Origin of the sequence: Micromonospora sp. WMMD967 (assembly GCF_029626165.1) — a bacterium.
In the GTDB taxonomy this organism is placed as follows: domain Bacteria; phylum Actinomycetota; class Actinomycetes; order Mycobacteriales; family Micromonosporaceae; genus Micromonospora; species Micromonospora taraxaci.
Map to the genome: position 1 here is coordinate 566,237 of NZ_JARUBK010000001.1, position 25,302 is coordinate 591,538.

Below are 25,302 nucleotides of genomic sequence, written 5' to 3' on the forward strand. Positions count from 1 at the left end.
CGGGAAGCCATCCGGCGACCGTGGCCCTGGGGAGGGACGATGCCGGTATTCGTGAAGAAGCTGTTGACCTGGGGCTTCGTCGCGTTCCTGATCTACTTCGTGGCCTTCCGGCCGGACGGCGCCGCGCAGATGTTCCGGGCGATCGGGGCCGCGTTGATCGCGATGTTCCAGGGCTTCGGCGACTTCCTCACCTCGCTGATGACGTGAGCCGGCGGGCTGGCTGAGGCCCCGGTCTGATCACCTGAGCCACGGGCACCAGCCGTCAGTGGTGACCCGGGGGCCAGGGCGCGGGCGGGCGCAGGCCGGGCCAGCCGGGTGGGGCGTACCCGACCGGGGGCGGTGCGGGGGCCAACACCACCGGAATCGGCACCACCGGCTCGTCCGGCGCGTTCACCGGGCGTTGCTGGCCGTCCGGGAAGCGCAGGTGGTAGCGGCTGCCGTCCCAGAGCCCGGCCGGGGCCTGCGGATCCCGACCGACGAAGACCGACCGGTACGCGCTGATCGCGTCCAGCAGCTCCCGCTCCTCCCGTGCGGTCCGTTCCTGGTCGGCGGCCTTCCGGTCCAGGCCCCGCAGGGTGCCGTCGCGCAGCAGGGCCAGCCGGGTGGCGGCGGACTGGTAACCGCGCATCGCCCGGACCCCGGCGTCACCGGCCACCCGGCGCGCCCAACTGCGGGCCGCGTGCCGTCGCCCCAGACTGCTCAGCGCGGCCACCTCGGGCGGGCTCAGCCAGCCGGCGCGTACGTAGTCCGGCAGGACGCGCTCGGTGAGCCGCCCCTCCCAGGCGCGCAGCCACACCGCCAGCCCCACGGTGCCGAAGAAGACAGGCACCATCAGGCCCAGGAAGCCGTACAGCATGATCACGGCCTCGCCCGTGGCCTGGGTGAGCGTGGGCAGCAGGTTCCACGTGCCGTGCAACATCATCGCCAGCAGCAGGCCGGCGATCGGGGCGAGCACCCGGACCCGCCGGTCCGCCGTCCGCGCGGCGATGCCCAGGCCGAAACCCGTCATCGAGGTGAAGAGCGGATGGGCGAACCCGAACAGCAGGATCCGCAGGATGAAGATCGCGATGACCTGCTGGATGCCGGTGGCGGGGCCATACCTGTCGACACCGGACGCGTAGCCCAACCCGCCCAGGTAGAGGATGTTCTCCACCATGGCGAAGCCGACCGCCGACAGCCCGCAGTAGACCAGGCCGTCGGTGATCCCGGACCACTCGCGGCGGCGGAACACCAGCAGCAAAATCGGGCCGAGCGCCTTCGTCGACTCCTCGATGAACGGCGCCACCAGCACTCCGGTCAGCGCGGCCGGCAGACCCCAGTCGGCGAAGCGGCCGGCGGCGAAGTCGTTCACCGTCAGTGAGGCGGCGGTGGAGACGAACGCGCCCCAGGCGAAGCAGAAGATCAGGTATTTCAGCGGCTCGGGTTCGTACCGGTCCAGCCAGAGGAAGCAGGCGACCAGCACCGGCACCGGCAGGATGGCGGCGGCCACCCCGATGAGCAGGGCCTGCACGCCGAGCGACTGGCCGAGCTGGAAGACGATGAACACCGCGCAGGCGGCGATGAGCAGCACCACCACGGCCAGCGCCAGGAACCGCCGCCAGCCCAGTCGGCGCCGCGGCATCGGGGGCGCCTCGACGGCGGACGGGGCCGTGGATGCGGGCGGCGACGGCAGGGGTGAACCGGGCGGGGTGTCGGCCATGCGGTCAGCGTAGCCATCCGCCGCCGGCTGGTCCGGTCGCATCGGCAGCCGCTATGCTGCCGGCAGGTCACGAGTGCCAGCGCGAAGCCCCGGCTTGCTGGCCGGCAACCCTCGTCGAGTTCGCGGTGGGGTGCCCCGGGTGATGACCGGGCCCAGCCCGATCGGTGTGCTGGGCAAGCGCGGACCCCGTCCCGACAGTGCACCCGGGGTCCCTGACCCCGGAGGTTCCGGCGTGCCCGTCACCCTTCTCCCCCCGCTGCCCACCTGCTTCGACACCGCGCCCGAGCCGACCTTGTCGGGGCCGCTCGACGTCCTCGGCGTACCGGGCGAGATCAACCTGGACTACGCCGCCAGCGCGCCGTGCGCGCGGGCCGCCGCCGACGCGGTGGCCGAGCTGCTGCCCTGGTACGCGAGCGTCCACCGTGGGGCGGGAGCGTTGTCCCGACGCTGCACCCTCGCGTACGAGCAGGCCCGGCAGACGGTCGGTGACTTCTTCGGCGCCCGAGCCGACGATCACGTGATCTTCACCCGCAACACCACCGACGCGCTCAACCTGCTGGCACGGGCCGTGCCGGCGGGCACGACGGTGGTCACCTTCGCCGGTGAGCACCACGCCAACCTGCTGCCGTGGCCGCGCGGCTCGGTGCGGCTGCCTGTGCCCACCGACCCGGACGCTGCGGTACGCGACCTCGCCGCCGCCCTCACCGAACTACGCCGGGGCAGCAACCCGGCGCTGCCGGTGCTGGTCGCGGTGACCGGTGCGAGCAACGTGACCGGTGAGCTGTGGCCGGTCACCGAGCTGGCCCGGGTGGCCCACCGGCATGGTGCCCGGATCGTGCTGGACGCCGCGCAGCTCGCCCCGCACGCCCCGGTCGACCTGCTCGCGCTGGACGTCGACTACCTGGCGGTGTCCGGCCACAAGCTGTACGCGCCGTTCGGTGCGGGTGTGCTGATCGGCCGGGCGGACTGGCTGGACGCCGCACCGCCGTACCTGGCCGGCGGCGGTGCCACCAGCCACGTCGGACCGGCCACCCACGACGTGAACTGGACGACCGGGCCGGCACGGCACGAGGGCGGCACCCCGAACCTGCTCGGCGCGGTGGCGCTGGCGGCTGTGTGTACGGCGCTCGACGGCGCAGACCGGGCCGCGCTGGCCGCCCACGAGCAGGCGCTGCTGACCCGACTGCGGACCGGCATCGCCGCTCTGCCGCACGTCGTGGAGCTGCGCACGTTCGGCCGCGACGCGCCCCGCGTCGGGATCGTCTCGTTCGTGGTCGTCGGCTGGGACTCCAGCGACGTGGCCGCACGGTTGGCCGCCGAACACCACATCGGCGTACGCGACGGGTTGTTCTGCGCCCACCCGCTGGCGCGACGTCTGCTCAGCGAGGCGGCGGGGCGTACCGGCCGCCGGGACCTGCCGTCCACGGCGCTGCGGGCCAGCATCGGCCTGGGCACCACGGAGGCGCAGGTGGACCAGCTGCTCGCCGCACTCGCCGACCTGGGGTGAGGGCTCAGCCGACGGGTGGGGCGGTGGGCGGTTTCGGTGTCTCGTCGGGTTTGGCCGGCTCGGCGACCGGCCGCTCCTGCTCCCCGAAGGCGGTGCGGATCCACCGGTTCGCCTCCTCCTGCTCGATCCCGGAGGCCACCAACAGGTCGCTCGCTGTGGTGCGGATCTGGGCGACCACCACGCTGCCGGAGAAGCCGACGCCGTCACCGTACGCCCGGCCGGCCTCGCTGACCGCCCGCAGGGACCGCTCCCGGGCCTTCTCCGGCTCCTCCCCGGCAGCGAACTCGTGCTTGAGCAGCCGGACCGACTCGGCGAGGTGACCGACCGCGTCCGGCATCGATTCGGGCACCGGCTCCTCGTCCTCGATGAGGGTCACCGATCGACGGATCAGGGTGCCGCTGTTGCGCATCGCTCGGTCGATCGGGTCGGCCGCCTCCGCGTAGTGGGTCAGTTCGTCGCGGCGGTGCCAGCGGGCCGGGGAGAGGGTGGCGGTCTCCTTCGCGCCCTCGATCGCCTCGCCCAACGTGGCCAACTCCTCCTTGTTGTCGCGCAGCCTCTCCAGTGCGCGCTGGATGGTGGCCCGATCCCGACTGCGTAGACCGTCCGCCGTGACGTCGAGCTGGGTGGCGAGCAGGTCGAGCGCCGGCCGGGCGGCTCGGTTGATCACCCGCAGTGGGTTCAGCGGCAGCAGCACCGCCGTGACCACCAGGGCGACACCGCCACCGAGGAACGCGTCGACGAAACGGGGGATCTCCAGGTCCTGGGTCGACGGGCTCAGTGTCACGATCAGCACCGCCGTGGCCGCCGCCTGGATCACGATGGCGACGCTCGCCCCGGCGAAGATGGTGAGCAGGATCGCGACAGTGACCACCAGGCCGAGTTGCCAGGCCCCGGTGCCGAGGAAGTAGATCAAGAGGTCGCCGACGGCCACCCCGACCCCCACCCCGACGATCAACTCGACGGTTCGGCGGAACCGCTGGCCCACCGACGCGGCGAGGGTGCCGACCGCGGAGATCGGCGCGAACACCGGCTGTGGGTTACCGAGGACCACGTGCGCGATCAGGTACGCGATTCCGGCAGCCAGCCCGGCCTGGACGGCCAGCCCGCCGGCCATCCTCACCCGGTGCAGACGGTCGTGCAGGGTGGCTCGGCTCCGATGGCGCAGTTGCTCGGTAGCCTCGGCGATCCGGGCGCCGTCGATGTCCACCAGTCCTTCACGCAACGCGGTACGTCGCACCATCGGCTGTCGCTTGTCCCGGGCCACGGCCATGGGCGCGACTACCCGTGGTGGGCGCGCTGAATCCTCCCTTCACACGCGTCACGGGCGGATACGGCAGACTCGGGCGGTGGTTGATCTGCTTGATCGGTGGCGGACAGCGGTCCGGGGTGCCGGCGCGAGCCCGGACGCGTCGTCGGGCGGTGCGGGGGAGCGGTTGCTCGGTCGGTGGCGGGAGCCGCACCGGCACTACCACACTCCGGTCCACCTGACGGCTGTGCTCGACGTGGTGGACGAGCACGCCGACCTCGCCGCCCAGGTCGACCTGGTGCGGTTGGCGGCCTGGTTCCACGACGCCGTCTACGACCCGCGAGCCTCCGGGTACGCCAACGAGCACGACAGCGCCGCGCTTGCCGACGAGGTGCTCACCGGGCTCGGGGTGCCGGCGTCCTCCGTCGCCGAGGTGCACCGGCTGGTGCTGCTCACGGCCGGGCACACTGTGGCACCGGGTGACCGGGACGGCGCGCTGCTCTGCGACGCGGACCTCGCCGTGCTGGCCGCGCCGGCGGCCACGTACGAGCGGTACGCGGCGGCGATCCGGCGGGAGTACGCCCACGTGCCGGAGCCGGCCTTCCGGGCCGGGCGGGCGGCGGTGTTGACCGGTCTGCTGGCGCTGCCCGCGCTGTTCCGGCTGCCGCCGCTGGCCAGCCGGTGGGAGGAGCCCGCCCGGGACAACATGCGCCGCGAGCTGGCCGCGCTCAGCGAGGAGTCGAAGGACGCGGGCTGACCAGGTGCTTCGGGCGACGCAGCCCGGCCGTGCGGAGTAGCCGGACCAGTTCCCGGCTCGGCACCACCTGGGCGCCGAGCCACACCGCCGCCGCGAACCGGTCGGCCGGAATGTCGTAGTGGTCCCGGTCGAAGCCGCGCCGGGGCGCACCGAGCGTCTCGGCGAAGGCGTGCAGCTCGGCGTACGAGACGTCGCTGATCAGGTGCGACCAGAGCCGACCGCGCCACGGCCAGGCAGGCCGGTCCAGGTAGAGCATGGTGCCCAAGCTATCCCGCGCAGTCGATCATGTTGATGATCGGCTGCCGGCGACCTAGCCTCGGCTGCATGGCCCCCACCGATCTCCTCGCCGACCTGCGCGACGCGCTCGGCGACGACGCCGTGCTCACCGACCCGGACCTGCTGCGGATGCACCAACGGGACGAGGCCGACCTGTGCGCCGCCGGCAGGCCGCTCGTGGTGACCCGCCCGCGCAGCACCGAACAGGTGGTCGCCGTGGTGCGGGCGGCGGCGCGGCACGGCGTACCGGTGGTGCCGCAGGGCGCGCGGACCGGGCTGGCCGGCGCGGCCAACGCGGTGGACGGCGCGGTGGTCATCAGCACCGTCGCGATGGACGAGATCCGGGAGATCGACAGGGTGAGCCGCATCGCTGTGGTCCAACCCGGAGTGGTCAACGCGGCGCTCGCCGGGGCGGTCGCCAAGCAGGGGCTCTGGTACCCGCCGGACCCCGGTTCCTGGGAGTCGTCGACGATCGGCGGCAACGTGGCCACCAACGCCGGTGGCATGTGCTGCGTGAAGTACGGCGTGACCACCGAGTACGTCCTCGGCCTGGAGGTGGTGCTCGCCTCCGGTGAGGTGCTGCGCACCGGTCGGCGTACGGCCAAGGGGGTGGCCGGTTACGACCTGACCCGGCTCTTCGTCGGCTCGGAGGGCACCCTCGGCGTGATCACCGAGGTGACCGTGGCGCTGCGACCCGCACCGGCCGACTCGCTGACCCTGGTGGCGGTCTTCCCGTCCACCGCGGCGGCCGGCGCCGCGGTGGCCGAGATCGCGGCTCGTGGCCTCACCCCGAGCCTGTTGGAACTGCTCGACCAGACCCACCTGCGGGCGATCGAGGCGTACCAGCCGATGGGGTTGCGCACCGACGCGCAGGCGCTGCTGCTGGCCGCGGCGGACACCGGCCCCCGGGCCGCCGACGACCTGGCCGGCCTGGCCGCTGTCTGTGAGGCGGCCGGCGCCGACGAGGTCTACGCGGCCACCGACGCGGTGGAGGCGGCGGCGCTCCTACAGGCTCGCCGGCTGGCGCACCCGGCGATGGAGAAGTTCGCCGCCGACGCGTACCCGGGCGGCAACGGCGGTCTGGTGATCGACGACGTGGCGGTGCCGCGTGGCTCGCTCGCGGCGCTGCTGGACGGGGTGGCCCGGATCGCGGCGGAGTGCGAGGTGCCCATCGGCGTGGTGGGGCATGCCGGGGACGGCAACATGCACCCGAACATCGTGGTCGACCGGGCCGACCCGGCGAGCGTGGAGCGGGGCCGGCGGGCGTTCGACGAGATCATGCGGCTCGGCCTCGACCTGGGCGGCACGTGCACCGGCGAACACGGGGTGGGGCTGCTCAAGCGGGACTGGCTGGCCCGGGAGATCGGGCCGGTCGGCGTCCGGGTGCACCAGGCGATCAAGTCGGCGCTGGACCCGGCCGGTCTGCTCAACCCGGGCAAGGTGCTCTGACCGGCCGGCGTCAGCCCCTGAGGCCGGCCGGCGTCAGCCCGTGAGGCCGGCCGGCGTCAGCCCGTGAGGCCGGCCGGCGTCAGCCCCTGAGGCCGGCTGGGGTCAGCCCTTGACCTCGGCCGGCGTCGCCTGGGTGAGCAGCAGCAGGATCTCGCCGGCGACAGGTGTGCGCTCCTCCCCCGGGCAGTCCTGCGAGGTGATCAGCCCGGCCGAGGTGATGAGGCTGGAGGTCAGCGCGTCGATGCAGGTGGTGCGGTAGCGCCGGGCCTGGTCGGTCTCGTCGGCGAGCGCCGGGTTGGCGAGCAGCACCTGGAGCCGTTCGGTCAACTCCGGGGCGAGCGTGCCCCGGGAGGTCACCCCGTCGCCGGCGCAGTCGAGGCACTGCCACGCGCCGTTGCGCTCGACGCTCAGGGTGCGCAGTGGGCCGTCCTCGCCGAGCCGTTGGATCAGGCTGACCTGACCTGCGGCGACGGTGGCGGGTATCTCCAGTTGCGACCCACCTCCCGCCACGGCTGAGGTCGGTTGCGCGACGGTTTTACCTGGCTCGTCGCCGTCGAACAGCGAGCACCCGGTCAGGGCACCGGCGAGCGCGACGGCGAGGAGGAGTGAGAGCAGACGAGGGCGCGCGCGGGGTAGCACGCGCGGAAACCTACCCCACCGTAGGTAGCGTTCGAAACCACCATCCGGGTCGGTATCGATGGTTACCCATTGGTAACGTCGCAATTCGTCATCGAGCGGACGATCGCAGCTCCGCCTGGTCGTCGTCGCCCCGGTCGGCCGCGTAACCCCGAACGTCCGGAGCACCGAGCCGGGCCGCGTCCGCCGCCGCGTCGTCCGGCATCAGCTGAGACTGCCGCTCCGCCTCCACCCGGACGCGGTAGTGCTCCACCTCGCGGGCCCGGGTCGCCGCGTCCCACCCGAGCACCGCGCCCATCAGCTCGGCGGCGTGCTCCGCCGACTCCAACCCCCGATGACTGGTCTCGAACGAGATCCGCGTCCGTCGGGTCAGCACGTCCTCCAGGTGCAGCGCACCCTCGGCCCGCGCCGCGTACGCGACCTCGGCCGCCAGATACTCCGGAGCACCCGCCAGCGGAGACGCGAGCAGCGGATCGGCGTCGACAAGCGCCAGCAGGTCCAGGGTGAGGCTGCCGTACCGCTCCAGCAGGTGCTCCACCACACCCACCGGCACGCCGTGCCGGCGAGCCAGGTCGGCCCGGTCCCGCCACATCGCCGGGTACCCGTCGGCGCCCAGCAGCGGCAGGTCGGCGGTACGGGACGGGCGGGTCCCACCGAGCCTGCGGGCCGCACGGTCGACCACGTCGGAGGCCATCACCCGGTACGTCGTGTACTTGCCACCGGCGACCAGCAGCAACCCGAGCATCGGCTCGAAGACCGCGTGCTCGCGGGAGAGCTTCGAGGTCGAGTCGGCCTCGCCGGCCAGCAGCGGCCGCAGCCCCGCGTAGACGCCCTCGATGTCGGCGGTGGTCAACGGACGGTCCAGCACGGTGTTGACCTGTTCGAGGAGGTAGTCGATGTCGCTCGCGGAGGCCGCCGGGTGGGACCGGTCCAGCCGCCAGTCGGTGTCCGTGGTGCCGATGATCCAGTGCCCGCCCCACGGGATGACGAAGAGCACCGACTTCGCCGTACGCAGGATGAGCCCCGTCTCACCGGTGATCGCCGACCGGGGCACCACCAGGTGCACCCCCTTGGACGCGCGCACCCGGATGCCGGGCCGCAGGCCCACGTCGTTGAGCATCCGGGACATGTCGTCGCTCCACACGCCGGTGGCGGCGATGACCGTGCGGGCGTGCACCTCGAACTCCGCGTCCGGTGAGCCGGCCGGCGCCTCCAGGTCGCGTACGCGCACACCTGTCACCTCACGCGCCTGCCGGATCAGCCCGACGGCACGGGCGCTGCTCACCACTGTCGCGCCGAGGCTGGCCGCGGTGCGGGCCAGGGTGACCACCAGGCGGGCGTCGTCGACCTGCCCGTCGTAGTAGCGGATCGCCCCGGCCAGCGCGTCGGCCCGCAGACTCGGGAAGATCCGGCGGGCGCCCTCCCGGGTCAGGTGCCGGTGCAGCGGCATCCCCCGGCCGCCGCCGAAGAGTCCGGCGAAGGCGTCGTAGGTGGCCACGCCCGCGCCGTAGTACGAGCGGCGGAAGATCCGGGCCGGCAGGTCGCGCAGGCCCCGCCCGGCCGGCAGCGGCACCAGGAACGGCACGGGACGCACCAGGTGCGGCGCGAGCCGGGTGGCGAGCAGGCCGCGCTCGGTGAGAGCCTCGTGCACCAGGTGGAACTCCAACTGCTCCAGGTAGCGCAGGCCGCCGTGGATGAGTTTGCTGGACCGGCTGGAGGTGCCGGCGGCGAGGTCGCGCGCCTCGACGAGGGCCACCTTGAGGCCCCGGGACGCAGCGTCCAGGGCCGCGCCGGCACCGGTCACCCCGCCCCCGATGACCAGCACGTCGAAGCGCTCGGCGCGCAGTCGACGCAGGTCGGACGCACGGCGGACCGGCGACAGCTGGCCGGCGACGGATCGGGAGACATTCGGGTCACGCACCCGTCCACGGTAACCCCGTGCCAGCCTGTCGACATTCGTCGCCCGACCCGAAGCGCGCCCGGCCGCCCCGACGCCTCCCGCCGCCGCGCCCCGCCGCGCCCCGCCCCGCCCCGAGCCTGCCCATGATCAACCCGTCCGCCTTCGTGGCAGGCCGCCCGACCGGAGATCTTGGACAGTTTCCGTCCGCGGCTGACGGAAACTGTCCAAGATCTGCACGGCTCTGGTACCCCACGAACCGGCGGTCGGGTCGAAACCCTTCGTCGTGGTCGTAAGGTTCTCGGATGCACGGTCAGCCTTCGTACCCCGGACTCAACCGCCGCAGCTCCCCCTGGCCCGCGGTGGCGGCAGTGTTCGTCGGCTGTTGGACCGTCGCCGTCACCGTGGCCGTCCAGTCCGGCGGCTGGGTCACCGACCAGGTGTTGCTCGGCTTCGGACGGGATCGGGTCGGCTGGCTCTGGCCGGTCCTCGGCCTGGCCGCCGTCGTGCTGGTGGGCACGCCCGCCCTGCTACTGGCCGTCGTGCCCCGGTCGACAACGGTCCGGGCCATCGGGCGGGTCTGGTTCGTCGGGGCCGTCGCACTGGGGGTGCTCACCGCGCTGCGGGTCGTGCCGCCGGTGCACCACGAGGCGTACCTCGCCGCGCTGGCCGCCGTGGCCACGCTCACCGCGCTCGTCGTTCGCCGGTCGACAGGCCGGCAGGCGTACCAGGGACCAGCCGAAGCGGTCAGCGGCACGGCACCCACCGACAACAGCGAGGCCACACGGACCGAGGCCGACGACACCGCGCGGACCCAAGCCCACGACACCGCGCGGACCGGGACCGACACCGCGCAGGCCGAAGCCCACGACACCGCGCGGACCCAAGCCCACGACACCGCGCGGACCGAGGCCGAGGTCGGGGCAGAGCCGGCCGGGCGTGCACGCCGACCCGGGCCGGTGCCGCTGCTCGCGGTCGCGGCCGGGTTGGCGACGCTGCTGCCGTGGGCCTGGCTGGGTGCGCTCGGCGGGCTCCTGGAGACGTTGCTCGCGCTGCTGGCGTCCGCCGCGCTCGGAGTGTTGGCCGCGACCCTGTTGGACGCCGCGTTCTGGTCCCGGTTCGCGGTCGGCCGACCACCTCGCCCGGGCCGGTTGGTGCTGGTCGGAGGGCTGGTCGCCGGGGTGACGCTGCTGCTGCTCGCGGCCGGCACCGGTCAGTCCGGCGCGCAGTTGCCCGCGTTGTGGACCCTGCCGCCGGTGGGTTTCGCACTGGCCGCTCTGTGGGCTGCGGCCTGGCGGCCCACTGTCGACCCGGTCGACGCCGCACGCGCCGGCCGGACGGCGACCGGTTGGCTCGTGGGCCTGACCGCGCTCGGCCCGCTCGCCTTCACCGACCCGGAAGAGATCAGCCTGCTGCTGATCGGTACCCGGGACGTTCCGTTCTGGGTGGCGGCCGCCACCGGCGCCGGGCTCGTCGTCGCCGTCCTGGTGGCCATCGGGTACGCGGTGCTGCTCGCCCGGCGGTCGGCGCGTACCCCGAACCGTCGGGTCGCCGCGGTGGCCGCCGTGGTGCTGGTGGTGGCGTTCGGCGTGGTCGACCTCGGCCCCGGCCAGCCCGGCCTCTACGGCGAGCGCCTGCTCGTGGTGCTACGCGCGCAGGCGGACCTGACCGGTCTGCCGACCGGCGCGGCGGGTCGGGCCGGGCGGGACGCCCGGGCGACGGAGGTCTACCGGCGGCTGGTGGCGACCGCCGAGCAGAGCCAGGCCGACCTGGTCCGGGAGCTGAACCGACTCCGACTCGACCCGGTGTCGTACTACCTTGTGAACGCCGTCGAGGTGGACGGCGGCCCGGCGGTGCGCGCGTGGCTCGCCCGCCGGCCGGAGGTGGACCGGGTGCTGGTCAGCCAACGCCTCCGCCCACTGCCGGCCCCGGCCGGGCAGAGCCGGGGCACCGCGCCCAAGCCCACCGGTCCGGAGTGGAACATCAGCCAGATCGGTGCCGACAAGGTCTGGTCCCAGCTCGGGGTGACCGGGTCGGGCATCGTGGTCGGCAGCTCCGACTCGGGGGTGGACGGCACCCACCCGGCGCTGCGAGCGCAGTTCCGCGGTGGCGACGACTCCTGGTACGACCCGTGGGACGGCACCCGCAGCCCCACCGACCAGGGCGGGCACGGCACCCACACGGTCGGCAGCGCGGTCGGGCGGGACGGCATCGGGGTGGCCCCGGACGCGCAGTGGGTGGGCTGCGTCAACCTGGACCGCAACCTCGGCAGCCCCGGGCACTACCTGGACTGCCTCCAGTTCATGCTGGCACCCTTCCCGACCGGTGGTGACCCGTTCACGGACGGCCGCCCGGAGCGCGCGCCGCAGGTGCTGACGAACTCCTGGGGCTGCCCACCCATCGAGGGGTGCGACCGGCGTGTGCTGCGACCGGCCACCGCGGCGCTGGACGCCGCCGGGATCTTCGTGGTCGCCGCGGCCGGCAACACCGGCCCGTGGTGCGCGTCGATCGACGACCCGCCGGCCCCGTTCCCCGACGTGCTGACCGTGGGCGCGGTGGACCCGCAGGGACGGGTCGCCGAGTTCTCCTCGCGGGGGCCGGTTCCGGGCGTGGGTAAGCCGGACGTGCTGGCACCGGGTGTGGGTGTGGTGTCGGCCATGCCGGGTGGCACGTACGCGGCGCTGGACGGCACCTCGATGGCGACCCCGCAGGTGGCGGGGGTGGTCGCACTGATGTGGTCGGCGAACCCGGCTCTGGTCGGCGACCTGTCCCGGACCCGGCAGATCCTGCGGGACACCGCCACGGCGGCCACGCCGACGTACCGCTCCCGCAACCCGTCCGACGACTGCGGCACTCCGTCGAACGTCACCGGCGCCGGCCAGGTCGACGCGTTCGCCGCGGTCAGCGCCGCCGCGGGGGTGCGACCCAATACCCGGTGATCTAGGGTCGGCGACCATGGACGCCGAGATCACCGTCACCGAGCTGAGCGCCGACCTGATCCCCGCCGTGGTGCGGCTCTGCGAGCAGGCTCTCGACCTGCCCGAGGACGCCGCCGAGGCGGCACCCGTCGTGGACGTGCTCTGGCCTCGGGCCGCCCGCGACCGGCGGGTGGTGGGGCTGGGCGCGTACCGGGGTGCGGACTTGGTCGGGGCGTTGATCTGCTCGGAGTCGTCGTCCGAGCCGGGCATCGGGCACGTCGACCTGGTCGCGGTCCTCCCGCAGCACCGCCGCCGGGGCGTCGGCCGTTCGTTGCTGCGCCGGGCCGAGCAGGTGCTCGCCGAGCGCGGTGTGACCGAGGTGCTGCTGGCCGGGAACCCGCCGTACTACGCGTGGCCGGGCATCGACGTCCGCTACACGCCGGCGGTGTGCGCCGCCCTCGCGCTGGGCTACCAGCAGGACCGGACCGCCTGGAACATGACCGCCGACCTGTCGTACGACGAGTCGCCGGCACTGCGGTCCACGGAGGCGGCGGAGCGTCGGCTGGCCGACCAGGGCGTGACAGTACGCCGGGCGGGGCCGAGGGACTTGGCGGCGCTCACCGCGTTCGCCCGGTCCACCTTCGGCGGTACGTGGGACGGCGAGTTGACCGGGTCCGTGGGTCGTGACGGTGCCGGCTGCCACCTGGCGGAGCGGGATGGCGAGGTGCTCGGCTTCGCCGCGTACGGGTCGTCGCGGCCGAGCTGGTTCGGGCCGATGGGCACCGCGCCGGCGGCCGAGGGCTCGGGCATCGGTGGAGTGCTGCTGCGGCGCTGCCTCCGGGATCAGCAGGCGGCCGGGCTGGATCGGGCGCAGATCGGCTGGGTGGGCCCGGTGCCGTTCTACTCGGGCAGCGCGGGCGCCTGGATCGAGCGGGTCTTCTTCCTGTACCGACGGACGTTGACGGAATAAACACGTCAAACGGGACATGGATCCATTCGCCCGCATCGGGGCATCGACGCCCCCTACCGTTTCGGTAGAGGAGGCAGCCATGACCACGGATGACGACCAGACCGAGGACGGCCCGCCGATCACCTGGAAACCGGTCGGCGAGCTCCCCGGCCAACTGCCGTTCGACCGGCTCGACTACGGCGATGCCGAGCAACTCGCCGAGATGACCACCGACGGGGAGCCGCCGGTGGTCGAGGAGCCACGCGAGATGGTGGACGCCCCGATCCAGCTGCTGCCGCCGTACGACCGGACGCAGAAACGGCGCAACCAGCGCCCCCTACCGACCTGACGACGAACGGGGCGGACCGCGTCAGCGGCCCGCCCCGTTCGGTGTGTCGGAACTGGACTCAGAAGTCCATGTCCCCGCCACCCGGGCCAGCCGGGGCAGCCGGGGTCTTCTCCGGCTTGTCCGCGACAACTGCCTCGGTGGTGAGGAACAGCGCCGCGATGGAAGCGGCGTTCTGCAGCGCGGAGCGCGTCACCTTGGCCGGGTCGATGATGCCCGCGGCCAGCAGGTCGACGTACTCGCCGTTGGCGGCGTTGAGGCCGTGACCCGACTCGAGGTTACGGACCTTCTCCACCACGACGCCGCCCTCGAGGCCGGCGTTGACGGCGATCTGCCGCAGCGGGGCGTCCAGCGCGACCTTGACGATGTTCGCACCGGTCGCCTCGTCGCCGACCAGGTCGAGCTTGTCGAAGGCGGTCTTGCCGGCCTGGACCAGCGCGACGCCACCACCCGGGACGATGCCCTCCTCGACGGCGGCCTTCGCGTTGCGAACGGCGTCCTCGATGCGGTGCTTGCGCTCCTTGAGCTCGACCTCGGTGGCCGCGCCGACCTTGATGACCGCAACGCCGCCGGCCAGCTTGGCCAGCCGCTCCTGCAGCTTCTCCCGGTCGTAGTCGGAGTCGCTCTTGTCGATCTCGGCCCGGATCTGGTTGACCCGACCCTGGATCTGCTCGGCGTCACCGGCACCGTCGACGATGGTGGTCTCGTCCTTGGTCACCACGACCTTGCGGGCGCGGCCCAGCATGTCGAGGCTGGCGGCGTCGAGCTTGAGGCCGACCTCCTCGCTGATGACCTGGCCACCGGCGAGGATGGCGATGTCGGTCAGCATGGCCTTGCGGCGGTCACCGAAGCCCGGCGCCTTGACGGCGACCGACTTGAAGGTGCCACGGACCTTGTTGACCACCAGGGTGGCGAGAGCCTCGCCCTCCAGGTCCTCGGCGATGATCAGCAGCGGCTTGCCCGACTGCATGACCTTCTCCAGGATCGGGAGCAGGTCCTTCACCGACGAGATCTTGCTGTTGGCGATCAGGATGTACGGGTCGTCGAAGACGGCCTCCATACGCTCCGGGTCGGTCATGAAGTAGGCCGAGATGTAGCCCTTGTCGAAGCGCATACCCTCGGTGAGCTCCAGCTCCAGTCCGAAGGTGTTGCTCTCCTCGACCGTGATGACGCCTTCCTTGCCGACCTTGTCCATCGCCTCGGCGATGATCTCGCCGACGGTGCTGTCGCCAGCGGAGATGGAGGCGGTGGAGGCGATCTGCTCCTTGGTCTCGACGTCCTTGGCGAGCTTGGACAGCTCCTCCGAGACGCTCGCGACCGCGGCCTCGATGCCCCGCTTCAGGGCCATCGGGTTGGCGCCGGCGGCCACGTTGCGCAGGCCCTCGCGAACCAGGGCCTGGGCCAGGACGGTCGCCGTCGTCGTGCCGTCACCGGCAACGTCGTCGGTCTTCTTGGCGACCTCCTTGACCAGCTCAGCGCCGATCTTCTCGTACGGGTCCTCGAGCTCGATCTCCTTGGCGATGCTCACACCATCGTTGGTGATGGTGGGGGCACCCCACTTCTTCTCGAGCACGACGTTGCGGCCCTTGGGGCCGAGGGTCACCTTTACGGCGTCGGCGAGCTGGTTCATGCCCCGCTCGAGGCCGCGGCGCGCCTCTTCGTCGAACGCGATCATCTTGGCCATACGGCGTTGTCCTCCTGGACACTCACGGGCCACCCGAGATGTGTGCCTCGGATGGGCCGCCTGGTGTACGCACCTTGGGACGTCGCCACCTGGCGACGACGACGTCCTTCGGCCGGGCCGGATAGCCCGCGACGACCGGCCATGTGCCGCCCCGGCGTCTCCACGCCGGTGCAACCTGGCCCCACCGTCCCGACCATTGGCACTCACGGTATGCGAGTGCCAATGACTTGTTTAGCACTCTCCCCTGCCGAGTGCAAGCACGATGAGGCCGCTCAGCCGAGTTCCGTGGCCAGTCCGGCAGCGTTCACCGGCGCCTCATGGGCGCGCTGCTCGGTGTACGTCAGCAGCAGACCGATCAACTGGGCGAGGTGGGCCGGCAGGGCCAGCACCGCGGTGACTCCGATCACCACCACCGCGCCGATCGCGGTGCCCGCCGAGGCGAAGGGATCCGGACCGAAGCCGGAGGTGGCGACCCCCTCCAGGGCGCTGGCGACGAAACTGACGACGATCACCGCGAGGGCCACCAGCGCCACCCGACCGAGCAGCAGGCCGAGCCGGTCGTGGAACATCCGGAAGGATCGGCCGATCGGGTTGTGGCGCTCGAAGAGGTAGACCGGGCCGGCCATGCTCAGCGCGAACGCCAGGTAGATGCCCGGTAGGACGCAGAAGCAGACTCCGATGCCGATGAGCAGACTGACCAGCAGGGTCCAGCCCCACAGCCCGAGCGCCCGACGGAGGCCGTAGCGCAGCGCGGAGTCGAGGCCGGCCGGCTGACCGATGGCCTGCCGGGTGATCACCCAGCTGCCGGCGGCCCACCCGACGGCCTGCACCAGGCCGATCACCAGACTCCCGCCGACCAGCACGGCCAGGAGACCCGCCAGCTCCGCGACGAAGTTGTCCGGCAGCGCCGCTGTCGAACTCGTCTCGACCTCGGCAGCCCAGGTGGCCGACGGGTCCAACCCGAGAGAGATCACCGACAGCACCGCCGCGGGCAACACCTGGGTGAGCAGCATGATGGGCACCAACTGCCGCCAGCCCCGGCGCAGGGCTCCCCCGCACCTGTTGAACCAGCCACCGATGCCGAAACCGGGCGGGGTGACCAGGGGATCGTTCGGGTCGAAGCCGTAACCGGGCGGGTACCACCCGACCGGCGGCCCAGGCTGCCACTGCTGCCCGCCGTAGGGACCGGCCCCGGGTGGGTAGCCCCCGGTGGGCGGAAACACCCAGCCCTGCGGGGGCGGACCCCAGGCGCCCTGCCCCGGATCCGCACCCGGCGGGGGACCGCCCGCAGCCCAGGAAGCCTGCGCGGGATCCGGGCCCGGCCCGCCCGCACCCCAGGCACCCTGCGCCGGGTCCGACCCCGGAGGAGGACTGCCCGGCGGCACGCCTGGCTCCCCAGCTGGCGGCGGACCGGCAGGGCCGGGTTGGCTCTGGGTCGGGTCGGACGGGCCCGGCTCAGCCGGCCCGGAGGGTGGGATGGACGAGGGTGGCTGGTCGGTCATGAACGCTCCTCAGCATCGGCTGGAACGGTTCACGATCTTCCCGGTTGCGCGCCCGTGCCGCTGCCCCGACGCGCGGGGCTGCGGGTGCGCGACATTCAGCCGATGACGCGTACGTGTTCCGCCTGCGGACCCTTCTGGCCCTGCGCGATCTCGAACTCCACCCGCTGGCCGTCCTCCAACGCCTTGTAGCCGTCCATCTCGATCGCGGAGAAGTGGACGAACACGTCCTGACCGCCGTCGACGGCGATGAAGCCGTAACCCTTTTCGGCGTTGAACCACTTCACGGAACCCTGTGCCACGGTGCCACTTCCCTCACTCTGCGCGGCGTTGCCTGCCCGGCGCACGGCACAGCCGGACGCCATCGGAGCACCGCCTCAGCAATCGATGACGGCCATTGAAAGCGGTGACCGAAATCGCACGCTACACGAGGAGTGACAGCCGTGCACGACCACAAATCGGGCATATTTCAGTGCGGCTGGATCATGTCGGCGGACCGGTTTTCCGATCCACCGGGATCCAGGATGGTGGATCCCGGTCAGGGCGCATGGGATACCGCCGGCGGAAGAGGCGGACCGGAAACCGGGTCCGCCCCTGTGGTAGGCATGCGGACATGACCATCGACACCGGTTCGCCCGGCCTGCGGCAGGCGGAGATCCGCCGGGTTCGGCCGATGGACGCCGCCCGGATGCGGGCGCTGCGCCTGGAGATGCTCGCCGACGCGCCGTTGGCCTTCCTGGAGACGATCGCGGACGCGGCGGCCCGATCCCACGCCGAGTACGCCGCGCGGGTCGCGTACACCTCCGCCGGCCCGAACAACGCGCAGTTCGTCGCGGACCCGGGCCGTGGACGGCTGGTCGGGCACGCCGGCGGCACCATCGCTCCGGCCGAGGCGGGGCTGACCGTGATCTACGCCGTGTACGTCACGCCGACCTGGCGGGGCAGCGGCCTGCTCCGCGAGCTGATCGACGGTGTGGCCGCCTGGTCGCGGTCCTGCGGCCGACCGGAGTTGCTGCTGGAGGTCGTGGTGGGCAACGACCGCGCCTACCGCGCCTACCAACGGCTCGGTTTCGAGGACACCGGCGTACGAGTCCCCCACCCCAACATCCCCGCGATGACGGAGCTCCAAATGCGCCGCGCAGCCTGACCCCCGGCCCTTCGGGCCCTCCCGCCAGCGACCGGTGATCAAGAGGTTTGCGTCAGGAATCGCCCTCGCGCTGACGCAAACCTCTTGATCACTTCGGCCGTTGAGCGTCAGGCCGGGCGTCGGGACTGGACGGTCCGGAAACGGTTCGCCACGTACGCGCCATCGGTCAGGGCCGCGTTGGCCGCCGCGTTGGCACCACTGCCGTGGAAGTCGGAGAACGCCGCCGACTGGTTCACGAAGACACCGCCGGTGAGGTTGCAGGACAGGTGCACCCCCACCTCGACCGCGACCGCCTCGGTGGCGTCCAGCACCGACTCGTCGGTGGAGTAGACCCCGGCGGTGAGCGCGCCCTTCTCGCCGACCGTGCGACGCAGCAACTCCAGGCTGTGCGCCGTCGAGTCGGTCGCGATGGCGAACGAGATGGGCCCGAACCACTCCCGGCCGTACGTCTCCGTGTCGTCCGCGGCCAGCTTCACGATCGTCGGGGTACGCACCACCGCGTCGGCGTACGCCGGGTGGTCTACGGTCCGCGACTCCAACACCGGCTCGCCGACCTTGGTGACCTCGGCCAGCCGCTCCAACACCCCGTCGTTGACGATGGCGCCGGTCAGCTCCACACCCCGGGCCGGGTCGGCGGTGAGCTTGCCGACCGCGGCGGCGATACCGCCGGCAACCTCGTCGAAGCTCTTGTGCCCCTGGTCGGTCTCGATGCCGCCGGCCGGGATGAGGATGTTCTGCGAAGTGGTGCACATCTGACCGCTGTAGAGGGTCAGCGTGAAACCGAGGTTGCGGCACATGCCGGCGAAGTCGTCGGTGGAGTCGATGACGACGGTGTTCAGACCGGCCTTCTCGGTGTAGACCGACGCCTGCCGGGCGTGCGTCTCCAACCAGTCGCCGTACTCGGTGGAACCGGTGAAGTCGACGATCTTGACGGCCTGGTGCAGGGCCAGGTCGCTGGCGAGCTTCTCACCGGGGGCCTCGGCCGCCAGCATGACCAGGTTCGGGTCGAAGCCGGCCTCGGCGAGCACCTCCCGGGCGTACTTCACAGTGATGGCGAGCGGCAGCACCGCGCGCGGGTGCGGCTTGACGATCACCGGGTTGCCGGTGACCAGCGAGGCGAACAGCCCCGGGTACGAGTTCCAGGTCGGGAAGGTGTTGCAGCCGATCACCAGCGCCACCCCACGCGGCACCACGTGGAACGTCTTGGTCATCCGCAGCGGGTCGCCCTTGCCCGCGGACTTCTCCCAACCGGCGGTGCCCGGGTGCCGGGTCATCTCGGCGTACGCGTACGCCAGCGCCTCCAGGGCACGATCCAGCGCGTGCGCGCCGCCGGCCTGGAAGGCCATCACGAACGCCTGCCCGCTGGTGAACTGCACCGCGTTGGCCAGCTCGAAGATGTGCTTGTGCAGCCGGTCGAGGATCTCCAGGCAGACACCCACCCGGGCCTGCGGGCCGGCATCGCGCCACGCGGGCAGCGCGGCGGAGGCGGCGCTCACCAGCTCGCCGGGGCCGGCGTGCGGGTACCGAACCGCCAACTCCACCCCGAACGGACTCGTCTCGGTGGCGACCCGCCCGCCGGTGCCGGGCTGGTCGAGCGGAAAATCACCACCGAGGTACGCCTCGAAGGCGGCCTTGCCGTCGGCGGCGGCGGTCTCGCCGTACACCCGGGGGCTGGGAGATTCGGGATAGGCGGACCAGTAGCCCCGCTCCGTGATCGCGGTCAGCGCACGGTTGAGGGTGTCGGCGTGCCTCTCGTACAGGGGATGCGGGGTCTCCGTCATGCCCGCCATCATGCATGACACACCTCCGCGAGCAGTAGCGCCGATACCCGTCAGAGGGTGAGCTGCCAGTCGGTCCAGGCGTCCACCGGGCGGAAGCCGAGCTGCTCGTTGATCGCCACCATGTAGCTGTTGCTCGCCGCGTTCCAGGTGTCGATCACGCGGACCGCCGGTTCGTGGGTGAGCAGATGGTGCAGGTTCTCGGCCTTGGCGATGAGGCCGAGCCGGTGCCCACGGTGGGCCGGGTCGACGATGGTGATCTGCTGGAACGCGTGCCAGTCGGCGGAGGCACCGACGTCCAGCAGGGTCCAGGCGACCAGCCGACCGGACGCCTCGTGTCGCATCCCGAGGTGGTAGCGCCGCCGCCCCCTGGCGTCCAGGGCGCGCTCGTTGCCACGGATGCGGTCGGCGTCCACCTGCTCCGGCTCCCACTGCACGTCGCCCATGGGAGCGTCCATGAGCAGCCGGCCGTCCAGGTAGGCGATGTCCGCTACGTACTCCTGCGGGGTGGCTCCCTGCCAGCAGACCGAGTGGTAGCCCTCGGCTCGGGGTCGGGCCTCGGCCAGCGCCGCGCGCAACGCGACCCGGTCGATCCCGCCGACGTCGAGCCGGCGACGCACCTCCGCCAACGCAGACGTGGCGCCGGCGGCGGCGGCGAAGGCGTCACCAGCCGCCGACCGCGCCGGCCCGCCGGGCAGCGCGGAGACGGCCATCGCGACGACCCTCTTGCGCCCGTGCTCGCGGAGCAGACGCACCGCGTGCTCGTGCAGAGCCCGGCCGACGCCCCGCCGCCGCAGGTCGGGGTGCACCACCAGCTCGGCCGTGGAGTTGTCGGTGTTGTCCAACTGGGGCAGGTCGAGCTGGAGGTATCCGGCTGGCACACCGTCGAGTCGGGCCAGCGCCCAGAGCGACCGGGTGCCGGGCATCGGCGTGTGGAGCAGCGCGTCGAAGCGTCGCCGGCAGAAGGGCGGGAAGTCGGGCAGGTCGACGTCGTTGGCCGCCGCCCCGATCCGGTACGCCTCGTCGACCGCACCCCGGTCGGCACCGTCGAACGACGTGAGGGTGATGCTCATGCCGCTGAGCGTGCACCCCGGAAAAGCGATCGGGCCAGCGAATTACTCGCTGGCCCGATCGAACGTGGTCGGAAGGGACACTCGCACAACGCCTCCGGCGTTGGGTCGTAAGAACTTCAAAAGTCTTCGGCGAAATGCCCTCCCGCACGGAGCATCTTGCGCCGTCCGGTTCCTGCCGTCAAGTCCGTAGCGGCGGGTTTTCCATACTCACAGCGAAAACCCAGTTACCCGGCGGATCGCCCTGGCTCCGTCTGGACGATGCGGGATCAGCCGAGGAGACCGGCGTCGCGGGCCGCCCGCAGCGAGGGCTTGATGTGGTGGGTCGGCCCGACCTGACCGGCCACCGCGTCAATGGTCTTCAGGCCCTCGCCGGTGTTGAACACCACGGTCTCCGCGGTCGGGTCGAGCCGACCGGACTCGACCAGCTTGCGCAGCACCGCCACCGTCACACCGCCGGCGGTCTCCGCGAAGACACCCGTCGTGCGGGCCAGATCACGGATGCCCGCGCGGATCTCGTCGTCGTCGACGTACTCCATCCAACCGCCGGTGCGGCGGACCGCCTCCAGGGCGTAGACACCGGCGGCCGGGTCGCCGATGTTGAGCGACTTGGCGATGCCGGTGGGCTTGACCGGGGTGATCGAGTCGGCGTCGCCGTGCAGGGCGACGGCGATCGGGTTGCAACCGGCCGACTGGGCGCCGAAGACCTTCCACCCGCCTGCCGGCGCCTCGACCAGGCCGATCTCCACCAACTCGGTGAACGCCTTGTCAATCTTGGTGAGCAGTTCGCCGCTGGCCATGGGGATGACCACCTGCGCGGGGATCCTCCACCCGAGCTGCTCGGCAACCTCGTAGCCGAGAGTCTTGGAGCCCTCCGCGTAGTACGGCCGGACGTTGACGTTGACGAACGCGGTGTCCTCGAACTCGTCGGTCTCCACCAGTTCGCCGCAGAGCCGGTTGACGTCGTCGTACGAGCCGTCGATCGCGACCAGCTCGCCGCCGTAGACGGCGGTGGTGATCACCTTGCCCTGTTCCAGGTCGCTGGGGATGAAGACGACGGAGGGCACTCCGGCGCGGGCGCCGTGCGCGGCCACCGAGTTGGCCAGGTTGCCGGTCGACGCGCAGGCGAACCGGGTGAAGCCGAGTGCCCTCGCTGCGGTGAGAGCCACCGAGACGACCCGGTCCTTGAAGGAGTGGGTGGGGTTGGCGCTGTCGTCCTTGACCCAGAGCGGCGCGGTGATGCCCAGTTCGGCGGCGAGGTGCGGGGCCGCCACCAGCGGGGTCAGCCCCGGGTCGAGGGTGACCCGGGTGCTCGGGTCCTGACCGGCGGGGAGCAGTGCGGCGTACCGCCAGATGTTCTTCGGCCCGGCCTCGATCTGCTCCCGGGTGACCGTCGCCAGCGCGGCGGTGTCGTAGTCGACCTCCAGCGGGCCGAAACACTCGTAACAGGCGTGCTGGGCCACGAGCGGGTAGCGCGCCGAACAGGCACGGCAGACCAGGGCGCGGGCGGGACTGGCGGAGGTGTCGATGCCGGAGGCGACGAGCGTCGACGTCATGTCGAGATTCCTCTCATCTTTCCCCGCATCGCACGGTGCGGCGGGGACGGAATTGGCACCTGCCCCGCCTGTCGCTCAGCGGTGAGCGCGCGGGGTGGTTGCCGGGGCGTCGTCGGGCCGTATCCCTCAGCCCCTCTGGATGAGGTATGCAGTTGTGCCGTCGAGTCTAGGACAACGCTGTCGGCAGTAGCTACCGCTGATCCCAGGTAGTGGGTCAGCGGGCGCTGACCGCCACGCGGTCGGTAACCGCGATCGGGTCCGTGACCGCGCTCGCGCCGGGCAGCGACAAGGTCCGGTTCCGGGGGCGGTTGGCCAGGTTCGCGGCGACCAGCGCGGCGATGGTGACGGCGGCACCGACCAGTTCGACCGGCTCCGGGCGGTAGCCGCGGGCGATCTGCACCGCGAACGTGGTCACCGGGACCAGGTTCATGAACAGCGCGGCGTTGGCGGCGCCGAGCCGCTGCACTCCGGTGTTCCAGGCCAGTACCGCGATGACAGCTCCCACGATCACGGCGTACGCCAACTGTGGGGTGACCGCCACGAGGTCGGCGGCGGCCGGCGCGTGCTGCCAGCCGACGGCGTCCGCGCCGATGCTCGCGGCCAGCATGGCAGCGGTGCCGGCGAGCGCGGTCAGCGTGGTGAAGCGCAGTGGAGACCACCCGCCGAAGCGGCTGGCGCCGTGCGTGTAGATGCCCCAACCGAGCACCGCGCCGATCATCATCAGACCGCCGACACCGAACTGACCGAGCCCGGCCAGGCTGCCGCGGGTGATCACCAGGCCGACGCCGAGGAGCGCCACCAGGGAGAGGCCCAGCAGGAGCGGCTTCGGGCGTACGCCGTCCCGGGCCCACCGGACCAGTTGGGTGATCACCGGGGTGGTGGCCACGAAGAGCGACACCTGCTGCGGGGCGGCGTGTTCGAGCGCCAGGTTGGTGAGCACGTTGAAGCCGGCGAAGCCGACCACTCCGAGCACCACCACCTCGGCTGTCCGGGCACCTGGCCGCAGCGCGTCGGAACCCTCGCGGAGCAGCAGGATGGCGACCAGGACGAGGGCGGCGAGGAGGTAACGGGCGGTGGTCAGGTTGAGCGGGTCGACCCGGTGCAACGCGCTGGCCAGAACCGGGAACATCACCCCCCAGCCGAGGACGGCGATCAGCGGGTAAGCGGCGGCGCGGGATCGCATCGGCAGCTCCAATGTTCGAGTATCGTCGAACTAACGACACCGACCCTAGGAGCTTGTTCGAGGATTGTCGAACAACGGTTACACTGGTCACATGGAGCCGCACGAACCCGAACTGTCCGCCGTACCGGTCACCGCCGTGCTGGCCGCACTCGCCGACGACGTACGGCTACAGATCGTCCGTGCGCTCGCCGAGGGCGGCGAGGCCGCCTGCGGAAGCTTCGACTTCGGCATCTCCAAGGCGACCCGCAGCCACCACCTGAAGGTGCTGCGCGAGGCGGGCCTGACCCGCACCCGCGCTGCCGGCACCAGCCGCCTGGTGCGGCTCCGCCGCGACGAGGTGGACAAGCTCTACCCCGGTCTCCTGGACGCGGTCCTCACCTCCCGCCCGCCGGCCTGACCGGCGCGCGTCGCCGGAACCACCTCGTCGGGGCTCCGGCGACGCGCGGAACGGGTGCGGTCAGACGGACACCGGACTGGGTTCGGCCACCGAGGACGGCGGAGCGTCGGCGCGGCGTCGGAAGAGCAGTGAGTCGAGCGCCCACGGGCCGGAGCCGAGCGCGGCGACCAGCAGGAACGACCAGCAGAAGAGGGCCGACAGCTCGCCACCGTTCTGTAGGGGCAGCAGGTGGTCCGGCTGGTGCACGACGAAGTAGGCGTACGCCATCGAGCCGGACGCGAGGATTGCGGCGGGTCGGGTGAACAGCCCGACCAGCACCAGTGCGCCGCACACCAGCTGGATCAGTGCGGCCCACCAGCCGGGCCAGGTGCCGACCGGTATCGCCTGGCCGGTCATGGGGTTGCCGCCGAACAACCCGAAGACCGAAGTCAGACCATGCAGCGCGAACAGCAGACCGATCACGATGCGGAACAGGGACAGGGTCGGCCCGCCGAGCCGAGTGACGTTCATGGGTACCTCCATCGAAGGAAACAGATCTCTTCAATGTGAGGCATGAAAGTATCGAAGCTTATAAATTCCTTGCTAGTGGGAAAGTCCCCGGCCGGAATGTACCGCCGTCGAGCGTGTCGCGTCGAGCGCTCCTGGCAGCGCGCGGAGGTCGCCAAGCCAGTGACCTGCAGCAATGCAGGAACGGCACCGGCGAGCATCACGTGGGCACGCTCCCACAGTGTGGATGGCACCTGTCGAGCTGCCCCACATCTGGGGCGGAAGGGCCGCGAGTCAAGATCGTGTTCGATCCTGAATGGCAACGCTGTTGTGTTAGGGCAGAGGTCGGCATTGCACCTCGGGCCGTCAACCCCGACACACGCTGGCCGTGCCGGGCTGGCGGCATGCCCGACTTGGGTTCCATGAAGTCGGGGCCTGTCGCCGCGCGTTTAGCCCCGACTTCATGAAACCCGAGTCGATCAGACGGATGCTTCCTTGCCAGATCCACAGGCAAGCATGACAACAACGGCAAACCGGGATCGCGGATGGTTGACCAGCCCTCGCCCACCGGTAGTGCGCCTCTTGCCCCGACACAAGAAGGCGCTCCCCCATACGTCGACAACCGGAACTGCAAGATTGCACCGGCTGGGGAGTGCGGGGCTGGCGTGAGGGCACCCCCGGGATCGGCTGCCGTGGCGACCCTGGCTCGATCATGAAGTGGTGGTGCCCGGGTTGAGGTTGTACCGGCGCTTTGTCACCCACCACAAGTCCATGATCGACCGGGTGGGTGGGTTGACGAGCAGCGACCCCACCTAACGCGAC

Annotated in this window: 22 protein-coding genes and 2 riboswitches; of the genes, 9 read left to right on the forward strand and 13 right to left on the reverse strand. The window is 71.8% G+C overall.

From position 1 onward, the window contains the following. Positions 1 to 39 precede the first annotated feature (39 nt). Entirely contained in the window at positions 40 to 207 is a 168-nt protein-coding gene (locus O7631_RS02730) for a hypothetical protein (protein WP_167393609.1), read from the forward strand. Between the two features lie 55 nt (positions 208 to 262). Here the strand turns inward: O7631_RS02730 and O7631_RS02735 are convergent, their stop codons facing one another. Beyond that, a complete protein-coding gene (locus tag O7631_RS02735; RefSeq protein WP_278142866.1) occupies positions 263 to 1,741 on the reverse strand; it encodes a PrsW family intramembrane metalloprotease in 1,479 nt (492 codons plus the stop codon). Positions 1,742 to 1,764: 23 nt separating this feature from the next. After that, positions 1,765 to 1,885, forward strand: a riboswitch (SAM riboswitch). Between the two features lie 70 nt (positions 1,886 to 1,955). Between O7631_RS02735 and O7631_RS02740 the strand changes: the two genes are divergently transcribed. Then, positions 1,956 to 3,206: an aminotransferase class V-fold PLP-dependent enzyme gene (locus tag O7631_RS02740; protein ID WP_278147821.1), complete on the forward strand. Its 1,251-nt coding sequence runs from the start codon at positions 1,956 to 1,958 to the stop codon at positions 3,204 to 3,206. A 4-nt stretch (positions 3,207 to 3,210) separates the two neighbouring features. Here O7631_RS02740 and O7631_RS02745 read toward each other — a convergent pair whose 3' ends face one another. Then, positions 3,211 to 4,446, reverse strand: coding sequence for an FUSC family protein (locus tag O7631_RS02745; protein ID WP_278142867.1), 1,236 nt, complete (start codon positions 4,444 to 4,446; stop codon positions 3,211 to 3,213). A 106-nt stretch (positions 4,447 to 4,552) separates the two neighbouring features. Here O7631_RS02745 and O7631_RS02750 point away from each other — a divergent pair, with 106 nt between their 5' ends. After that, complete coding sequence (locus O7631_RS02750; protein WP_278142868.1) at positions 4,553 to 5,209, forward strand: metal-dependent phosphohydrolase; 657 nt, start codon at positions 4,553 to 4,555, stop codon at positions 5,207 to 5,209. Here O7631_RS02750 and O7631_RS02755 read toward each other — a convergent pair. Further along, positions 5,181 to 5,465 carry a DUF4031 domain-containing protein gene (locus tag O7631_RS02755; RefSeq protein ID WP_269682141.1) on the reverse strand — a complete coding sequence of 95 codons (285 nt, stop codon included), beginning with the start codon at positions 5,463 to 5,465 and terminating at the stop codon, positions 5,181 to 5,183. The genes O7631_RS02750 and O7631_RS02755 overlap by 29 nt on opposite strands. A gap of 68 nt (positions 5,466 to 5,533) precedes the next feature. Between O7631_RS02755 and O7631_RS02760 the strand changes: the two genes are divergently transcribed. Continuing rightward, entirely contained in the window at positions 5,534 to 6,934 is a 1,401-nt protein-coding gene (locus tag O7631_RS02760) for an FAD-linked oxidase C-terminal domain-containing protein (RefSeq protein ID WP_278142869.1), read from the forward strand. A gap of 102 nt (positions 6,935 to 7,036) precedes the next feature. Here the strand turns inward: O7631_RS02760 and O7631_RS02765 are convergent, their stop codons facing one another. Together O7631_RS02765 and O7631_RS02770 are read right to left on the reverse strand one after the other, a co-directional pair. Further along, on the reverse strand, positions 7,037 to 7,573 hold the full coding sequence (locus tag O7631_RS02765; protein ID WP_278142870.1) for a hypothetical protein: 537 nt from the start codon (positions 7,571 to 7,573) through the stop codon (positions 7,037 to 7,039). An 88-nt stretch (positions 7,574 to 7,661) separates the two neighbouring features. Continuing rightward, a complete protein-coding gene (locus O7631_RS02770) occupies positions 7,662 to 9,491 on the reverse strand; it encodes a glycerol-3-phosphate dehydrogenase/oxidase (protein ID WP_278142871.1) in 1,830 nt (609 codons plus the stop codon). 281 nt (positions 9,492 to 9,772) lie between these two features. Here O7631_RS02770 and O7631_RS02775 point away from each other — a divergent pair, with 281 nt between their 5' ends. From O7631_RS02775 to O7631_RS02785, 3 genes are all read left to right on the forward strand, one after another. Next, positions 9,773 to 12,406: a S8 family serine peptidase gene (locus O7631_RS02775; RefSeq protein WP_278142872.1), complete on the forward strand. Its 2,634-nt coding sequence runs from the start codon at positions 9,773 to 9,775 to the stop codon at positions 12,404 to 12,406. Between the two features lie 16 nt (positions 12,407 to 12,422). Next, positions 12,423 to 13,355 (forward strand): GNAT family N-acetyltransferase, encoded by a 933-nt coding sequence (locus O7631_RS02780; RefSeq protein ID WP_278142873.1) that lies wholly within the window; start codon positions 12,423 to 12,425, stop codon positions 13,353 to 13,355. Positions 13,356 to 13,434: 79 nt separating this feature from the next. Then, positions 13,435 to 13,683: a hypothetical protein gene (locus O7631_RS02785; RefSeq protein WP_278142874.1), complete on the forward strand. Its 249-nt coding sequence runs from the start codon at positions 13,435 to 13,437 to the stop codon at positions 13,681 to 13,683. Positions 13,684 to 13,741: 58 nt separating this feature from the next. Here the strand turns inward: O7631_RS02785 and groL are convergent, their stop codons facing one another. The 3 genes from groL to O7631_RS02800 all read right to left on the reverse strand — a co-directional run bounded on the left by groL (position 13,742) and on the right by O7631_RS02800 (position 17,165). Next, positions 13,742 to 15,364 (reverse strand): chaperonin GroEL, encoded by a 1,623-nt coding sequence (gene groL / locus O7631_RS02790; protein WP_145778699.1) that lies wholly within the window; start codon positions 15,362 to 15,364, stop codon positions 13,742 to 13,744. Between the two features lie 272 nt (positions 15,365 to 15,636). Next, positions 15,637 to 16,587 (reverse strand): hypothetical protein, encoded by a 951-nt coding sequence (locus O7631_RS02795; RefSeq protein ID WP_278142875.1) that lies wholly within the window; start codon positions 16,585 to 16,587, stop codon positions 15,637 to 15,639. Positions 16,588 to 16,961: 374 nt separating this feature from the next. Then, the gene (locus O7631_RS02800) at positions 16,962 to 17,165 is read right to left on the reverse strand and encodes a cold-shock protein (protein WP_088991357.1); all 204 of its coding nucleotides are present in this window, start codon (positions 17,163 to 17,165) and stop codon (positions 16,962 to 16,964) included. A 311-nt stretch (positions 17,166 to 17,476) separates the two neighbouring features. On the opposite strand from O7631_RS02800, the gene O7631_RS02805 reads away from it, so the two are divergent. Continuing rightward, on the forward strand, positions 17,477 to 18,010 hold the full coding sequence (locus O7631_RS02805; RefSeq protein ID WP_278142876.1) for a GNAT family N-acetyltransferase: 534 nt from the start codon (positions 17,477 to 17,479) through the stop codon (positions 18,008 to 18,010). Positions 18,011 to 18,117: 107 nt separating this feature from the next. Here O7631_RS02805 and paaN read toward each other — a convergent pair whose 3' ends face one another. The 4 genes from paaN to O7631_RS02825 form a co-directional block, all read right to left on the reverse strand. Next, positions 18,118 to 19,791 carry a phenylacetic acid degradation protein PaaN gene (paaN, locus tag O7631_RS02810; protein ID WP_278142877.1) on the reverse strand — a complete coding sequence of 558 codons (1,674 nt, stop codon included), beginning with the start codon at positions 19,789 to 19,791 and terminating at the stop codon, positions 18,118 to 18,120. Between the two features lie 50 nt (positions 19,792 to 19,841). Further along, a complete protein-coding gene (locus tag O7631_RS02815; RefSeq protein ID WP_278142878.1) occupies positions 19,842 to 20,861 on the reverse strand; it encodes a GNAT family N-acetyltransferase in 1,020 nt (339 codons plus the stop codon). A gap of 266 nt (positions 20,862 to 21,127) precedes the next feature. Beyond that, positions 21,128 to 22,414 carry a threonine synthase gene (thrC, locus tag O7631_RS02820; RefSeq protein WP_278142879.1) on the reverse strand — a complete coding sequence of 429 codons (1,287 nt, stop codon included), beginning with the start codon at positions 22,412 to 22,414 and terminating at the stop codon, positions 21,128 to 21,130. Between the two features lie 10 nt (positions 22,415 to 22,424). Then, positions 22,425 to 22,560, reverse strand: a riboswitch (SAM riboswitch). A 68-nt stretch (positions 22,561 to 22,628) separates the two neighbouring features. Beyond that, positions 22,629 to 23,597 carry a DMT family transporter gene (locus O7631_RS02825; RefSeq protein ID WP_278142881.1) on the reverse strand — a complete coding sequence of 323 codons (969 nt, stop codon included), beginning with the start codon at positions 23,595 to 23,597 and terminating at the stop codon, positions 22,629 to 22,631. Positions 23,598 to 23,688: 91 nt separating this feature from the next. On the opposite strand from O7631_RS02825, the gene O7631_RS02830 reads away from it, so the two are divergent. Beyond that, on the forward strand, positions 23,689 to 23,994 hold the full coding sequence (locus O7631_RS02830) for a metalloregulator ArsR/SmtB family transcription factor (RefSeq protein WP_088987382.1): 306 nt from the start codon (positions 23,689 to 23,691) through the stop codon (positions 23,992 to 23,994). 60 nt (positions 23,995 to 24,054) lie between these two features. Here the strand turns inward: O7631_RS02830 and O7631_RS02835 are convergent, their stop codons facing one another. Next, entirely contained in the window at positions 24,055 to 24,504 is a 450-nt protein-coding gene (locus O7631_RS02835; RefSeq protein WP_278142882.1) for a DoxX family protein, read from the reverse strand. Between the last annotated feature and the right edge of the window lie 798 nt (positions 24,505 to 25,302).

Coding starts and splice junctions, on each gene's coding strand:
- thrC (WP_278142879.1), bottom strand. CDS start 22,414: ATGACGTCGACGCTCGTCGCCTCCGGCATCGACACCTCCGCCAGTCCC.
- O7631_RS02745 (WP_278142867.1), bottom strand. CDS start 4,446: ATGGTGCGACGTACCGCGTTGCGTGAAGGACTGGTGGACATCGACGGC.
- O7631_RS02755 (WP_269682141.1), bottom strand. CDS start 5,465: ATGCTCTACCTGGACCGGCCTGCCTGGCCGTGGCGCGGTCGGCTCTGG.
- O7631_RS02760 (WP_278142869.1), top strand. CDS start 5,534: ATGGCCCCCACCGATCTCCTCGCCGACCTGCGCGACGCGCTCGGCGAC.
- O7631_RS02775 (WP_278142872.1), top strand. CDS start 9,773: ATGCACGGTCAGCCTTCGTACCCCGGACTCAACCGCCGCAGCTCCCCC.
- O7631_RS02730 (WP_167393609.1), top strand. CDS start 40: ATGCCGGTATTCGTGAAGAAGCTGTTGACCTGGGGCTTCGTCGCGTTC.
- O7631_RS02835 (WP_278142882.1), bottom strand. CDS start 24,504: ATGAACGTCACTCGGCTCGGCGGGCCGACCCTGTCCCTGTTCCGCATC.
- paaN (WP_278142877.1), bottom strand. CDS start 19,791: ATGACGGAGACCCCGCATCCCCTGTACGAGAGGCACGCCGACACCCTC.
- O7631_RS02805 (WP_278142876.1), top strand. CDS start 17,477: ATGACCATCGACACCGGTTCGCCCGGCCTGCGGCAGGCGGAGATCCGC.
- O7631_RS02815 (WP_278142878.1), bottom strand. CDS start 20,861: ATGAGCATCACCCTCACGTCGTTCGACGGTGCCGACCGGGGTGCGGTC.
- groL (WP_145778699.1), bottom strand. CDS start 15,364: ATGGCCAAGATGATCGCGTTCGACGAAGAGGCGCGCCGCGGCCTCGAG.
- O7631_RS02830 (WP_088987382.1), top strand. CDS start 23,689: ATGGAGCCGCACGAACCCGAACTGTCCGCCGTACCGGTCACCGCCGTG.
- O7631_RS02825 (WP_278142881.1), bottom strand. CDS start 23,597: ATGCGATCCCGCGCCGCCGCTTACCCGCTGATCGCCGTCCTCGGCTGG.
- O7631_RS02780 (WP_278142873.1), top strand. CDS start 12,423: ATGGACGCCGAGATCACCGTCACCGAGCTGAGCGCCGACCTGATCCCC.
- O7631_RS02785 (WP_278142874.1), top strand. CDS start 13,435: ATGACCACGGATGACGACCAGACCGAGGACGGCCCGCCGATCACCTGG.
- O7631_RS02735 (WP_278142866.1), bottom strand. CDS start 1,741: ATGCGACCGGACCAGCCGGCGGCGGATGGCTACGCTGACCGCATGGCC.